Origin of the sequence: Streptomyces koelreuteriae (assembly GCF_018604545.1) — a bacterium.
Classification (GTDB): Bacteria; Actinomycetota; Actinomycetes; order Streptomycetales; family Streptomycetaceae; genus Streptomyces; species Streptomyces koelreuteriae.
Map to the genome: position 1 here is coordinate 6,306,861 of NZ_CP075896.1, position 12,986 is coordinate 6,319,846.

The following is a 12,986-nucleotide window of genomic DNA, read 5'->3' on the forward strand; positions in this document are numbered from 1 at the left end:
GACGTGACGGAAGGGCTCACAGGGTCAGCTCCGGGTGCAGCCGGTCCAGCGTCCACACCTGGCGGCGCCGGGCCGCCACGGCGGTCAGCGCGAGGGCACCGGCGGTGAACGCCGTCAGCACCACGCACGCGTGCCACACCGGTTCCATACCGCCGCCCGTGATGAGCCTCCTGAGGGCCTCCACGACGTAGCTCATCGGCAGGAAGGGGTGGAGCGCGTTGAAGAAGCCGGGGCTGGTCTGCACGGGGTACGTGCCGCCCGCCGAGGTCAGCTGGAGCATCAGCACGGCGAGGACGAGGATCCGGCCCGCCGCCCCGAAGCGCGCGTTCAGCCACTGCACGATCGCCGCGAAGCACGCCGTCACCAGGAACAGGAAGCCCACCGTCCCGGCCGCCCGCGCCATCTCCAGCCCGACCGCCCAGTGCAGCACCGACATCAGGGCCACCGTCTGGAGCACCCCGATCGCCACCACCGGCAGCCAGCCGGACAGCGCGATCCGCCACGCCGAGGCGCCCGCGGCGAGCGCGCGCCGGTTCATCGGCGCGATCAGCATGTACGCCACCATGGCGCCCACCCACAGCGACAGCGGGATGAAGTACGGGGCGAAGCCGGTGCCGTAGTTGGGCGCCTTGTGCAGGTCCTGGGAGGCGAGCCGCACCGGGTCGGCCATGACCTCGGTGCGCCGGTCGCGGTCCTGCTTGTCGTAGTCGGGGATCTGCTCGGCCCCGTCGTGCAGTCCGCCGGCGAGCTTCCCGGAGCCGCCGACCAGCTTGTAGATGCCGCCGTTGAGGTCGACCGCGCCGGTCTCCAGATCGCCGACGCCTTTGTCCAGGTCGGTCGCTCCGGTCTTGGCCGAGCGGATCCCCTGGTGCAGCTTCTTCGCGCCCTTGGCGACCTCGCCCGCCCCGTCGTTCAGCTTGTTGATCTTCTTGACGGCGTCGGCGAGGTCCTCGGAGAGATGCGGCGCGCGGTCCGCGAGGGCCTGGGACTGCTTCTGCAGGGTGGCGAGGTGCTTGTCGAGCTTGGTCAGATCGCCCTTCTGGTCCGCGATCAGCGTGTCGAGGTCACCGGCGAGGGTGGCCACGCCGGCGGCCGCGTCCTTGGCCTTCTTCAGGTCGGCGCAGGCGGCGTCGGGCACCACGGGGTCGTCGCAGCGCCTGGCGTAGGTGCCGTTCAGCGTGTCCGAGGACGTACGGGCCTCCTTGGCGGCGGCCGGGGCCCGCTCCGCCAGGGCGTCCAGGTGCTTGCGGACCGCGCCGGAGGCGTCGGCCACGAACTGGGCCGTGTCGCCGATGGACTTCTCGTTGCCCTTCAGGAAGGGGGCCACCTTGCCGGCGTTCGTGTTGACCTTGTCGGCGAGACGCTGGGTGCCTTCCGCGACCTCCTTCGTGCCGTACGCGATGTCGCCCCCGCCCTTGTCGAGCTTCTTCAGGCCCGCGGACAGCTTCCCGCTGCCGTCCTTGGCGTCCTTGAGGCCGTCGGCGAGGTCCTTGGAGCCCTTCTCGGCCCTCCCGATGCCGCCCTTGAGCTTGTCGGCGCCCTTCGCGGCCTTCACGGTCTCGCCGTGGATGTCGGAGAACGAGACGAAGATCTTGTCCAGGAAGGACCGCGACGTCTTGGTGGACGCGGCCTGGCGCACCTCGCCGAACACCGACCGGGAGATCTGCCCGACGATGTAGTTGTTCGCGTCGTTGGTGCGCACCTGGAGGGCGCCGGTCTCCGGGGCCTTGCCGGAGCTGGAGGCGACCTGCTCGCTGAAGTCGCCCGGCATGGTGAGCGACAGGTAGTAGGTGCCGTCCTCGACGCCCCTGCGGGCCTCGGCGGCGCTCACCTCGCGCCAGTCGAAGGTCTTGCTGTCGCGCAGCTTCTTCGTGATGTCGTCGCCCGCCGTGACCTTCTTCCCGTCGGCGGTCGCCCCCTTGTCGTCGTTCACGAGCGCCACGGGGATGCGGTCCAGCCGGCCGTACGGGTCCCAGAACGACCACAGGTACAGCGCGCCGTACAGCAACGGCAGCACCAGCAGCGCGACCAGCGCCGCGCGCGGCAGCTTCCCCCGGCCGAAGCGGCGGAGCTCAAGCGCGGCCAGTCTCGGCGAGCGCATCGGCCTTCTCCTTGTCCTCGCTCTGATGGGTGTCCTGCGGGGTGTCCTGAGAGGTGTCCTGCGGGGTTTCCTCAGGGGCGCTCTGCCGGGTGGACACCTTGACGGCGCCCTCGGGGGCCTCGCTGCACACCGCGACGACCGTCGTCCCGGCCTCGGCGAGGGATGTGAGCAGGGCCCAGACCTCGTCCCGCTCGCCGTCCGAGAGCTTGAGGTCGGTGTCGTCGACCCCGAGCAGCCGCGGCCGGGCCACGAGGGCGAGGGCGACCGACAGCCGCAGCGCCTCCAGCCGCTCCAGATCGCGTACGGCGGTCCGGGGACCCTTGGGCAGCGCCTCCAGGTCCAGTCCGGCCGCGGTCAGCGCCGCGTCGACGCGCCGCTTCGCCTCGGCCGCCCGCTCGCCGCGGGGCCGCAGCAGCCCGCGCAGGGAGTCGCCGAACCGCCTGTGGAGCAGGGCCCGTTCGCGCAGGTGCTCGCCGACGGTGAGCGCCGGGTCGAGGTCGGTGACCCCGGGCACATGGGCCAGGGCGCTGATTCGGCGCACCGCCGACATGTGCTTGGGAAGGCCGGCGTCGCCGATGGTCGCCGTGCCCTCCGTGATCTTCATCCGGCCCGTCAGCGCGAGCAGCAGGCACGTACGGCCGGAGCCGGACGGGCCCTCGACCGCGATGAGTGATCCCGGCTCTGCGTCGACGGACATCCCGCGGAACGCCCACCCGCGCGGCCCCTTGATCCCAAGGCCCTCGGCGGCGACCCGCGCCCCTCCCGTTTGTTCCCCCACGGGGCTCCCCTGATGGTGCATGAATTTGAACTGACTGGTCAGTGCAAAAACTACTCCGAACCTGCGATCGAAGCAAAACCGCAGGTCAGAACGGATTGTCAGTGCCATACCTCACGATGGGTCACATACGGCACTCCCTGGGAGGAGCCGCCGTCACACGACGACAGGAGGTTCGTCATGGCCAGCTATCACGCAGCCGCCGCCCGCCGGCGCCGCGCCACCGGCCCTGCCCCCTCACTGACCGGCCCCGCGAGCGACGTGCACCCCGTGCTCCGCCGGGCCACGGCCCCGCCCGCCGCCCTCGACCTGCTCGCCCAGGCCCGCTCCGGTCTCGACGAGGCCACCGCCCTGGGCACTCCGAACGAGCGCTACGCGACGGCCCATCTCGCCGCCCTCCGCACCGCCGCCGCCGTCCTCGCGGCCCGGGGGAGGCCCGAGACCTCGACCCGCGCCCGGACCAAGATCAGGAGCGCCTGGGAGGTCCTCCCCGAGATCGCACCCGAACTGACCGAGTGGAGCGCGCTGTTCGCCGCCGGAGCCCGGCGCCGGGCCCGCGCCGAGGCGGGCATCGAGGGCGCGGCGAGCGTCCGGGACGCCGACGACCTGATACGGGACGTGTCGATGTTCCTCCGCCTCGTCGAGCGCATGCTCGTCCTCCAGCCGGTCCTCCCACAGCCGCGCCCGGACCGCGACCGGGACCGGAACCGGGACAGGGGCCGGGACCGGCCGGAGGATCCCGGCGTGGGGAGGGGCATGCCGGACGCCGGCTGACCGGCGGGCTGCGCCCCGGATCCACCCGGCCGGCACTGCCTCCGGTCCGGGGCGGGACCGCTCATGCGGGCCGCCGTGTCCGAGGCAATAGGGTGGGAGACGCCTGAAGTCTTCCCTCCCCGTAGCCGGGGCCGGGGGAGGCGCCCCGTTCGCTCCGCCGCGCAAGAGGCGGTGCCGCGCCGAGGAGTCAACTGCCGTGTCGGACCCGATGCGCCCGCCCGTCTCCCCTCACCACGCTGAACCGGCGTCGTCGCGCTCCGGCCCTTCCCGGTCGCGTGCCTCACTGCGTACGGCCGTGGTCTGGGAGGTCGTCCAGGACGCCCTGGAGCGCCGGGTCAAGGCCACGGGCCGGGAATCGCTGGACGTCCTCGACACCGGCGGCGGCAGCGGCAACTTCGCGGTGCCCGCCGCCCGCCTCGGCCACCGGGTCACCGTCGTCGACCCCAGCCCCAACGCGCTGTTCGCCCTGGAGCGCCGCGCCGCCGAGGCCGGCGTCGCCGACCGGGTCAAGGGCGTGCAGGGCGACGCCCACGGCCTCTTCGACGTGGCGGAGCGCGGCGGCTACGACGTGGTGCTGTGCCACGGCGTCCTGGAGTACATGGACGATCCCGCCGAGGGCGTCCGCAACGCGGTGGCCGCCCTGCGCCCGGAGGGCGTCCTGAGCCTGCTCGCCGCCGGTCTCGGGGGTGCCGTGCTCGCCCGCGCCCTCGCAGGTCACTTCAAGGAGGCCAAGCAGGCCCTCGACGACCCGAACGGCCGATGGGGCACGGGTGACCCCGTGCCGCGCCGCTTCACCGCCGAGCAGCTCACGGACCTCGTGGAGGGCGCGGGCCTGCGGGTCGGGGCCGTGCACGGCGTGCGGGTCTTCGCCGACCTCGTGCCCGGCGTCCTCGTGGACACCGAGCCCGGGGCCCTGGAAGCGCTGCTGAAGCTGGAGGAGGCCGCGGCCGAGCTGTCGGCCTTCCACTCGGTGGCCACGCAACTGCATGTGCTGGGTGAGACCGCCGGGGCCGCTGGGACCGGTGGGGCCGGCGAGACCGGTGAGGCGGCCGGGGCCTGAGCCGCTTCATGGGGTACCACCCCTGATCAGCGCCTTGACTGTGCATGGAGTACGCCACAGGCCCCCCGAATGGGGGCTTGGCGCCGTATGATCGAGGGAGACCGTTCCGGCATGACGGGTCGGCCGCCGGGGAATGGAAGCCTCAGCGAGCCGGGACGTCCATGTCGGGTACCGGTTGGTCAGTTGGCGCAGAGGGGCGGGTTTCACGGGGGCGATTCCCTGCCTATCCTGAAGAGACCCCCCGGGTCGCCCCCGGCGACTGCACGATGAGGAGGACTCCGTGCCGCTCTCGGAGCACGAGCAGCGCATGCTCGAGCAGATGGAGCGAGCGCTGTACGCCGAAGATCCCAAGTTCGCGACGGCGCTCGAGGGAAGCGGACTGCGTACGTACACCCGGCGACGGGTCTACCAGGCGGTCGCCGGCTTCCTCGTAGGTATTGCGCTCCTCATGGCCGGTATGGTCGCCAAGCAGGTCTGGCTCAGCGTCGTGGGCTTCCTCGTCATGCTGGGCTGTGCGGTGCTCGCCGTGACCGGCTGGCGCAAGGCCCCCAAGCCAGGAGAACAGGCGGCAGGCGCCGCCGGACCGCAGGCCCGCCGCCAGGGCGGCCGGCAGAAGCGCTCCATGATGGACCGCATCGAGCAGCGCTGGCAGAAGCGCCGCGACGAACAGGGCGGCCACTAGTTCCCACGGGTCTAGTCCCCACGGGACTGGTCCCCACCGCTGACGTGAATCAGGGGGTGACCACCGAGTCGGTGGTCACCCCCTGACGCATGCCGTCGACGCCGGGCGCCGCCGGGGCCCGGCGGCGCCCGGCGGGCTTCAGCCCTGCTGCCCCGAGGCCTTCCGCCACGTCGGCCGCATCGCCAGGACGCGCTCCCGCACCCCCGACCACCAGGCCGACGCCGTCCACACCACACGCACCGTGGAGCGCGGCGCGAGAACCGCGCGGATCCTGGCGCCCCTGCCGACCGCGGCGCTCAGACCCGCCGACGCCCGGCGGACGTCGTCCGCGATGCCCGCCGTCGGGCGGGGCTGCGGCGCGTACAGGACCTGCTCCACCGCGTTCGCCACCCGGTGCACCGAGGCCGCAGGCGCCCCTTCGAGCCCGCCCAGCGCGACGATGCGGGCGGCCGCCTTGCGCGGGGTCTGTGACTCGTCCGGGGTGATGCCGAAGTCCCACGCGGTGTCGGTCAGCTCCTGCCAGACGGCCAGCGTGTGCGGAGCCGCGTCCGCCTCGCCGCGGCCGTGCGCCCCCAGCCGGACCGTGCGCGTCCGCAGACGCCACAGCATCGGGGCCAGCGGGAGCGCCAGGGCGGCGAGGCCCGCCAGGGCCCAGACCAGGATCGCGTACCACTTCGGGCCGTCGTCGTCCGTGGGCAGCGCCGCCTGCGGCGACTCGCTCGCGCACCCGCCGTCCAGCCTCTTCTGCTCCGGCGTGCAGCTCTCGCGCGTCGAGGGCGCCGCTGAGGGCGCGGCGGAGGACGTCTCGGTCGGGCGCGCGGGGTCCGGCACCGAGCTGCCCTGGTCCTCCGGCAGCGTGTACGACGGCATCGAGCCGCGGTTCGGAGTCGGCTCGAAGCGGGTCCAGCCCACGCCCTCGAAGTACAGCTCGGGCCAGGCGTGCGCGTCCCGCAGGCCCACCGACACCGAGCCGTCCGCCTGCGGGGAACCGGGCGCGAAGCCCACCGCGACCCGGGCCGGTATGTCCAGGGAGCGGGCCATCGCCGCCATCGCGAAGGAGAAGTGCACGCAGAAACCCTGCTTGTCCTTCAGGAAGCGGGCGATCGCCTGCGAACCGCTGCCGACCTGCACCTGGGTGTCGTACTCGAAGCCGCCGGTCACGGCGAACCAGTCCTGGAGCTTGACCGCCTGGTCGTAGGGGTTGGCCGCGCCCGCGGTGACCTTGCGGGCCGTGCTCGCCACCACCGAAGGCAGCGAGTCGGGCAGCTTGGTGAAATCGCGGTCGATGGACGCCGGCGGCTTCGGCGCCGAGGCGAGCTGTTCCGCCGTCGGCTGCACGTCCAGGCTCTTGACCTGGTATGTCAGGCCCCGGGTGTTCTGGCCGTGATCGCCGACCAGCGTCATGCCCAGGGGCTCGTAGCGCCAGTTGCCCCGGATGTTCACCCCGCTCGGCGGATACGGCATGGGCAGCCAGTCCTGGGCGTACCAGTCGGCCGCGGAGATCGTGGTGTCGAACTCCGTGCGCTTCACGTCCGGGCCGAGACCGATCGGCGTCGGGAACGTGCCGTCGGGGAGGGCGGTGATGGACCGCCGGGACGGCTTCCAGGTCGTGCCGTCGAAGTCGTCCAGGGACACGATCCGCAGATACAGGTCCGAGACGTCCGGCACCTTGGTCTTCACGGACAGGACCTGCTGGTCCTCGTCCGCGTTCAGGCTGTCCCGCAGCGACACCAGCGGGTTCACGGCGGAGATCGTGCCGCCGCCGCCCGAGCCGGAACCGGCGCCCGCCCCCACCGAGTCCAGCAGGCCGCCGTTCATCGCGGGCAGGCCGAGCGGCACCACCAGGGCGATGCCCAGCGCGACCACACCGATGCGCCGGCCGGTGCGGACCGGGGCGACCGCCCCGCTCTGCTCCTCTCCGGCCGTGCGCGGGGCCCCGCCGAAGACCCGCCCCCACTGGGAGAGACGGTCCCGCCCCTCGGCCAGCAGCAGCATCAGATAGCCGGCCGCCGCGACCAGGAACCACAGCCAGTCCGTGCCCCCGTCGGAGAGCCCCGCGGCCACCGAGTACAGCGCGAGCAGCGGCAGCCCGGCCGGAGCGGCGCTGCGGAAGGTCACCGCGAGGGCGTCCACCAGCAGCCCGATGATCAGGACCCCGCCGATGAGCATCAGCCGGATGCCGTCGGACTCCAGAGGGGCCGGGATCGCGTACCGCGCGATGTCGTCCCCGCCCTGCCGGAGCAGGATCGCGAAGCGGTCGAGGGCCTCCGGCCCCGGGACCAGCCCGGCGAGGGCCTGCTCACGGGCGAAGACGAACGTCAGCAGGAACACCATGACCACGGCCTGCGCAGCGACCGTCAGCGGCCTGGCCAGCGGCACCCTGCGTGTCGCGGCCCCCACGCCCGCCTGCACGCCCAGCAGGAAGGCCGCCTGCACGATCCACGTGGCCGGTCTGACGAGGGGCAGCAGGGCGCACGAGGCCATCACGGCGGCCGCCCACGCGCCCAGCGTCAGTCGTATCCGCCCGCTCATCACGGTCCCTCCCCGCCCGCCGCGGCCACGCCCCTGCGCTCCCGGTCCGCCTGTCGCCACAACTCGTCCAGGGAAGCCCCCCGGGGCACGCCCACGGTCGTCCAGCCCGCCTCGCGCAGCATGCGCAGCCGCTCCTCGCTCCCGTCCGACGGACCGGTCACGTCACTCGGTTCCCGCACCCAGGTCTCGCTGTCCAGCACGAAGGCGACGCCGCCTCCGCCGCGCTGGCGCATCCTGGCCACCACGGCCGCCTGCTCCTCGTCCAGGTCGCCGAGGAAGGCCACCAGCAGCCCCTCGTTCCCCCCGCGCAGGACGTCGTAGGCCCGGGACAGGCCCGCGCCGTCGGAGTGGTCGATCACCGCGAGGGTGTCCATCATCAGCCCGGCCGCGTCCGCCGACCCCTGGCTCGCGCCCGCGAAGCCGTCGCCGCCCTCGCCGGGCACGGCGCTGCCGGTGTCGGTCAACAGCCGTACCGAGAAGCCCTGTTCGAGCATGTGCACCAGCACGGACGCGGCGCCCGCCACGGCCCACTCGAAGGCCGCGTCCGGGCCCGCGCCCTGGAAGGCGATGCCCCGGGTGTCGAGCAGCACCGTGCAGCGGGCGCGCTGCGGCTGTTCCTCGCGGCGCACCATCAACTCGCCGTAGCGGGCCGTGGAGCGCCAGTGCACGCGGCGCAGATCGTCGCCGTAGCGGTACCCGCGCGGGATCACGTCGTCCTCGCCGGCCAGCGCGAGCGAACGCTGCCGTCCGTCGCCGTACCCCTTCGCCTCACCGCTGAGGCGCACCGGCGCCAGCGGCTCCACGCGCGGGATCACCGTGAGGTTGTCGTACGTCGAGAAGGACCGGGTCAGCTCGCACATGCCGAACGGGTCGGTCAGGCGCAGCTGGAGCGGGCCCAGCGGGTAGCGGCCGCGCAGGTCCGAGCGCACCCGGTAGGACACCTCGCGGCGGCCCCCCGCCTCCACTCGGTCCAGCACGAAGCGCGGCCGGGGGCCGAGCACGTACGGCACCCGGTCCTGGAGCATCAGCAGGCCCGTGGGCAGCCGCGAGACGTTGTCCATCCGCAGGTGGACCCGGGCCTCGCTGCCGGCGGGCACGCGCGCGGGGGAGAGGCGGCGGCTGCCCGCGACCCGGTAGCGCGTGCGGTACAGGACCGTCGCGCACACGAGTGGCAGCACCGCCAGCAGCAGCCCCACGCGCAGCAGGTCGCTCTGCCCGAGCACATAGGCGCAGACGGCGGCCGCGACGCCGGCGGCCAGGAAGGAGCGTCCGCGGGTGGTCAGACCGGCCAGGGCGGTGCGGATGCCGCCCTTCTCGTCCTGGTCGGCCTCCGCGTGCCCCGTCCCCGCGGTGGTCATCACAGCCTCCGCGGCGGCTGCTGGGGATACGCCGGAACCCCGCGGCCCAGGCCGCCGAAGCCGCTCTGCGGCTGCGGCGCCGCCGGCACCGGGGTGCGCTGCAGGATCTCCTCGACGACCTGCTCGGAGGTGCGGCGGCCCAGCTGGGCCTGGGCGGTGGGCAGCAGGCGGTGGGCCAGGACGGCGACGGCCAGCGCCTGCACGTCGTCCGGCAGCGCGTACTCCCGGCCGCTGAGGGCCGCGGACGCCTTCGCCGCGCGCAGCAGGTGCAGCGTCGCGCGCGGGGAGGCGCCCAGTCTGAGGTCGGGGTGCGTGCGCGTGGCGCCGACCAGGTCCACCACGTAGCGCCGGACCGGCTCGGCGACGTGCACGCCGCGCACCGCCTCGATCAGCTTGAGGATCTCGTGCGCGTGGGCCACGGGCTGGAGGTCCTCCAGCGGCGAGACGCCGCCGTGCACGTCCAGCATCTGCAACTCGGCCTCCGCGCTGGGGTAGCCGACCGAGACCCGGGCCATGAAACGGTCGCGCTGGGCCTCCGGCAGCGGGTAGGTGCCCTCCATCTCGACCGGGTTCTGCGTCGCCACCACCATGAAGGGGCTGGGCAGTTCGTAGGTGTCGCCGTCGATGGTGACCTGCCGCTCCTCCATCGACTCCAGGAGCGCGGACTGCGTCTTGGGCGAGGCGCGGTTGATCTCGTCGCCGATCACGACCTGCGCGAAGATCGCGCCCGGCTTGAACTCGAAGTCACGGCGCTGCTGGTCCCAGATGGACACACCGGTGATGTCCGAGGGCAGCAGGTCGGGCGTGAACTGGATGCGCTGCACCGAGCAGTCGATGGACCGCGCCAGCGCCTTGGCCAGCATCGTCTTGCCGACTCCCGGGACGTCCTCGATCAGCAGATGTCCCTCGGCGAGCAGCACGGTCAGCGAGAGCCGTACGACCTCGGGCTTGCCCTCGATCACGCCTTCCACCGACTCCCGCACCCGCTCCACCACGGCGGTCAGATCAGTGAGGCTCGCTCGATCGTCATAGGTCGTCACCCGGCCCTCCTCGGCCTTTCCCGTACTCCCGGGGAGCACGGGATACCCCATTTTCCCCGGCCGACGCCGCATGCCGCGCGTCGGCCCACCCCGAACCACGGACACCACGCGTGAAACGCTCAGCGTGACGTCACTCCCGCATTCTTGCTGCCGTTACCGATTCGTGTCACTCGACTGTGGATAACTGGCCGCGATATGTCGGCCTTGGCACCCTTTCGAACGTGTGACTGACAGGATTTCGACAGCCGCGAGAGGCCGGCTCCGGGGTGGGGCCGGGGGCGGGTGACCAGGTCAGGAGGCGGGGTCGATCTCCCGCAGCAGGCCCGTCCTGACGTCGTAGACGAATCCGCGGATGTCGTCGGTGTGCGGCAGGAACGGCGAGGTGCGCAGGCGCCGCATCGACTGCCGTACGTCCTGGTCGGCGTCCTGGAAGGACTCCACGGCCCAGACCGGGCGCTGGCCGACCTCGGCCTCCAGCTCCCCCCGGAAGTCCTCGGTGAGGGTCTCCATGCCGCAGCCGGTGTGGTGGACGAGGACGACGCTGCGCGTCCCCAGCTTGCGCTGGCTGATGGTGAGCGAGCGGATCACGTCGTCGGTGACCACGCCGCCGGCGTTGCGGATGGTGTGGCAGTCGCCGAGTTCGAGGCCGAGCGTGGCGAGCGGGTCGAGGCGGGCGTCCATGCAGGCCACGACCGCCACGTGCAGGGCGGGTGCGGCGGCCATCCCGGCGTGGCCGAAGTCGGCGGCGTAGCGGGTGTTGGCGTCGACGATGCGGTCGGTGACCGTGCCGCTTCCGGTGCCGGCGCTCTCCGAACCCGTGGGAAATGATGCAGAAGTCGTCATATCCATGACGGTACTGGTCACGACCGTTCCGGGGCCGCTGTGAGAGGGGACAAAGAACGCCATCGGGCCTTGTGGTGAGGTAACCCACAAGGGTGGTGTGCCCGCCGGTCGCGACGCGCAGGCCGGTTGATTGACCGGGAGACACGGTGGACTAAAGTGACGCGAAGCGGGAGGCGAGACTCTCCCCGCTGGACTGATTTCCCCGGAGACCCGGCGACGCCCGGCGATCTCCCCACGTGCGCGGCGCGTACGTACGGCTCGGCCTCCTCCCGCTCCCGGTCGGCTGACGCTTCCGGCGCCGGCAGGCCTCCCCTTCAGCAGCGGGCGGGGACCCGGCGGTGCGTGGGCCCGTGCCGGATCTGAGAGGCCCCCTTGAGCCAGAGTCGACACGTCCCGGTGATGCTCCAGCGGTGCCTGGACCTGCTGGCACCCGCCCTGGAGGGCCCGGAGGCGGTGGTCGTCGACTGCACCCTCGGCCTCGGCGGCCACAGCGAGGCGCTGCTCGAGCGGTTCCCCGGGGCGCGGCTCGTCGCCCTCGACCGCGACAAGGAGGCCCTGCGCCTGTCCGGTGAGCGCCTCGCGTCCTACGGGGGGCGCGCCACCCTCGTCCACGCGGTGTACGACGAACTGCCCGAGGTGCTGGACAAGCTCGGCATCGCGCGCGTGCAGGGCGTTCTCTTCGACCTCGGCGTCTCCTCCATGCAGCTCGACGAGGCCGACCGCGGCTTCGCCTACGCCCAGGACGCCCCGCTCGACATGCGGATGGACCAGACGACGGGAGCCAGCGCCGCCGAGGTCCTCAACACGTACCCGCCGGGCGAACTCGTCCGCATCCTGCGGGCGTACGGCGAGGAGAAGCAGGCCAAGCGGATCGTGGCCGCGGTCGTGCGCGAGCGCGAGAAGGAGCCGTTCAGCAACAGCGCGCGGCTCGTCGAGCTGATCCGGGACGCCCTGCCGCAGGCCGCCAAGCGCACCGGCGGCAACCCGGCCAAGCGCACCTTCCAGGCGCTGCGCATCGAGGTCAACGGCGAGCTGTCCGTCCTGGAGCGGGCGATCCCGGCCGCGGTGAAGGCGCTCGACGTGGGCGGGCGGATCGCGGTGCTGTCGTACCACTCGCTGGAGGACCGTCTGGTCAAGCAGGTCTTCGCGGCGGGCGCCGCCACCACCGCGCCGCCCGGACTGCCCGTCGTGCCCGAGCGTTACCAGCCGCGGCTCAAGCTGCTCACCCGTGGTGCCGAACTCCCCACGGAAGAGGAGATCGCCGAGAACCGGCGGGCGGCACCGGCGCGGTTGCGCGGGGCGCAGCGCATCAGGGAGGACGTCGAGTGAGCCACGTGACCCGAGGGAGCGTGAGTGAGCAGTAAACCCGAACTCAAGGGGAGGGCGGCCGGTCTCGCGCGGCTCTTCCCGACCGGTAAGGCACAGGCGGCCCGCATGCCGTTCGTGCTCCTCGTGGTCCTCCTGCTCGGCGGCGGCCTCATCAGTCTCCTGGTGCTGAACTCGGCGCTCAGCGAAGGCGCGTTCAAGCTCGACGATCTCCAGCGCGAGACCAAGAGCCTCACCGACGAGGAACAGGCCCTCCAGCGGGACATCGACGCCTACTCCGCCCCCGAGGCCCTTCAGCGCCGCGCCCGCGAGCTCGGCATGGTCCCCGGCGGCGACCCGGCCTTCCTCGAGCGCGACGGCACCGTCAAGGGCGTCCCCAGTGCCGCCCCCGGCGCCTGGCAGACCGCCGCCCACATCCCCCTCGTCCTCGCCCCCGAGGCCATGCCCAACGGCCCCGCCCCGACCCCCGGCAGGTGACGGAAGTGTCCGACAGGG

11 protein-coding genes are annotated in these 12,986 nt (G+C 72.8%); 5 read left to right on the top strand and 6 right to left on the bottom strand.

Going from position 1 to position 12,986, the window contains the following annotated elements; all coding sequences use genetic code 11:
• Nucleotides 1-16 precede the first annotated feature (16 nt).
• Nucleotides 17-2,101, bottom strand: coding sequence for a YhgE/Pip family protein (locus KJK29_RS28410; protein WP_215122019.1), 2,085 nt, complete (start codon nt 2,099-2,101; stop codon nt 17-19).
• Complete coding sequence (locus tag KJK29_RS28415; RefSeq protein ID WP_215122020.1) at nt 2,073-2,900, bottom strand: ATP-binding cassette domain-containing protein; 828 nt, start codon at nt 2,898-2,900, stop codon at nt 2,073-2,075. The genes KJK29_RS28410 and KJK29_RS28415 overlap by 29 nt, the downstream gene beginning before the upstream one ends.
• Nucleotides 2,901-3,056: 156 nt before the next feature.
• Between KJK29_RS28415 and KJK29_RS28420 the strand changes: the two genes are divergently transcribed.
• The 3 genes from KJK29_RS28420 to KJK29_RS28430 all read left to right on the top strand — a co-directional run bounded on the left by KJK29_RS28420 (nt 3,057) and on the right by KJK29_RS28430 (nt 5,392).
• Nucleotides 3,057-3,650: an SAV_6107 family HEPN domain-containing protein gene (locus KJK29_RS28420; RefSeq protein ID WP_215122021.1), complete on the top strand. Its 594-nt coding sequence runs from the start codon at nt 3,057-3,059 to the stop codon at nt 3,648-3,650.
• 196 nt (nt 3,651-3,846) lie between these two features.
• Nucleotides 3,847-4,710, top strand: a complete 864-nt coding sequence (locus tag KJK29_RS28425; RefSeq protein ID WP_215122022.1) for a methyltransferase — start codon at nt 3,847-3,849, stop codon at nt 4,708-4,710.
• A 280-nt stretch (nt 4,711-4,990) separates the two neighbouring features.
• Nucleotides 4,991-5,392 carry a DUF3040 domain-containing protein gene (locus KJK29_RS28430; protein WP_184596525.1) on the top strand — a complete coding sequence of 134 codons (402 nt, stop codon included), beginning with the start codon at nt 4,991-4,993 and terminating at the stop codon, nt 5,390-5,392.
• Between the two features lie 138 nt (nt 5,393-5,530).
• On the opposite strand, the gene KJK29_RS28435 is transcribed toward KJK29_RS28430, so the two are convergent.
• The 4 genes from KJK29_RS28435 to KJK29_RS28450 form a co-directional block, all read right to left on the bottom strand.
• Nucleotides 5,531-7,924 (bottom strand): transglutaminase TgpA family protein, encoded by a 2,394-nt coding sequence (locus KJK29_RS28435; protein WP_215122023.1) that lies wholly within the window; start codon nt 7,922-7,924, stop codon nt 5,531-5,533.
• Nucleotides 7,924-9,282, bottom strand: coding sequence for a DUF58 domain-containing protein (locus KJK29_RS28440; protein ID WP_215122024.1), 1,359 nt, complete (start codon nt 9,280-9,282; stop codon nt 7,924-7,926). The genes KJK29_RS28435 and KJK29_RS28440 overlap by 1 nt, the downstream gene beginning before the upstream one ends.
• The gene (locus KJK29_RS28445) at nt 9,282-10,322 is read right to left on the bottom strand and encodes an AAA family ATPase (protein WP_215122025.1); all 1,041 of its coding nucleotides are present in this window, start codon (nt 10,320-10,322) and stop codon (nt 9,282-9,284) included. Before KJK29_RS28445 ends, KJK29_RS28440 begins: the two co-directional genes overlap by 1 nt.
• A 291-nt stretch (nt 10,323-10,613) precedes the next feature.
• The gene (locus KJK29_RS28450; protein ID WP_215122026.1) at nt 10,614-11,165 is read right to left on the bottom strand and encodes a beta-class carbonic anhydrase; all 552 of its coding nucleotides are present in this window, start codon (nt 11,163-11,165) and stop codon (nt 10,614-10,616) included.
• Nucleotides 11,166-11,537: 372 nt separating this feature from the next.
• Here KJK29_RS28450 and rsmH point away from each other — a divergent pair, with 372 nt between their 5' ends.
• Together rsmH and KJK29_RS28460 are read left to right on the top strand one after the other, a co-directional pair.
• A complete protein-coding gene (rsmH, locus tag KJK29_RS28455; protein ID WP_215122027.1) occupies nt 11,538-12,494 on the top strand; it encodes a 16S rRNA (cytosine(1402)-N(4))-methyltransferase RsmH in 957 nt (318 codons plus the stop codon).
• A 24-nt stretch (nt 12,495-12,518) separates the two neighbouring features.
• Nucleotides 12,519-12,968, top strand: coding sequence for a septum formation initiator family protein (locus KJK29_RS28460; RefSeq protein ID WP_215122028.1), 450 nt, complete (start codon nt 12,519-12,521; stop codon nt 12,966-12,968).
• The last annotated feature ends 18 nt before the right edge of the window (nt 12,969-12,986 follow it).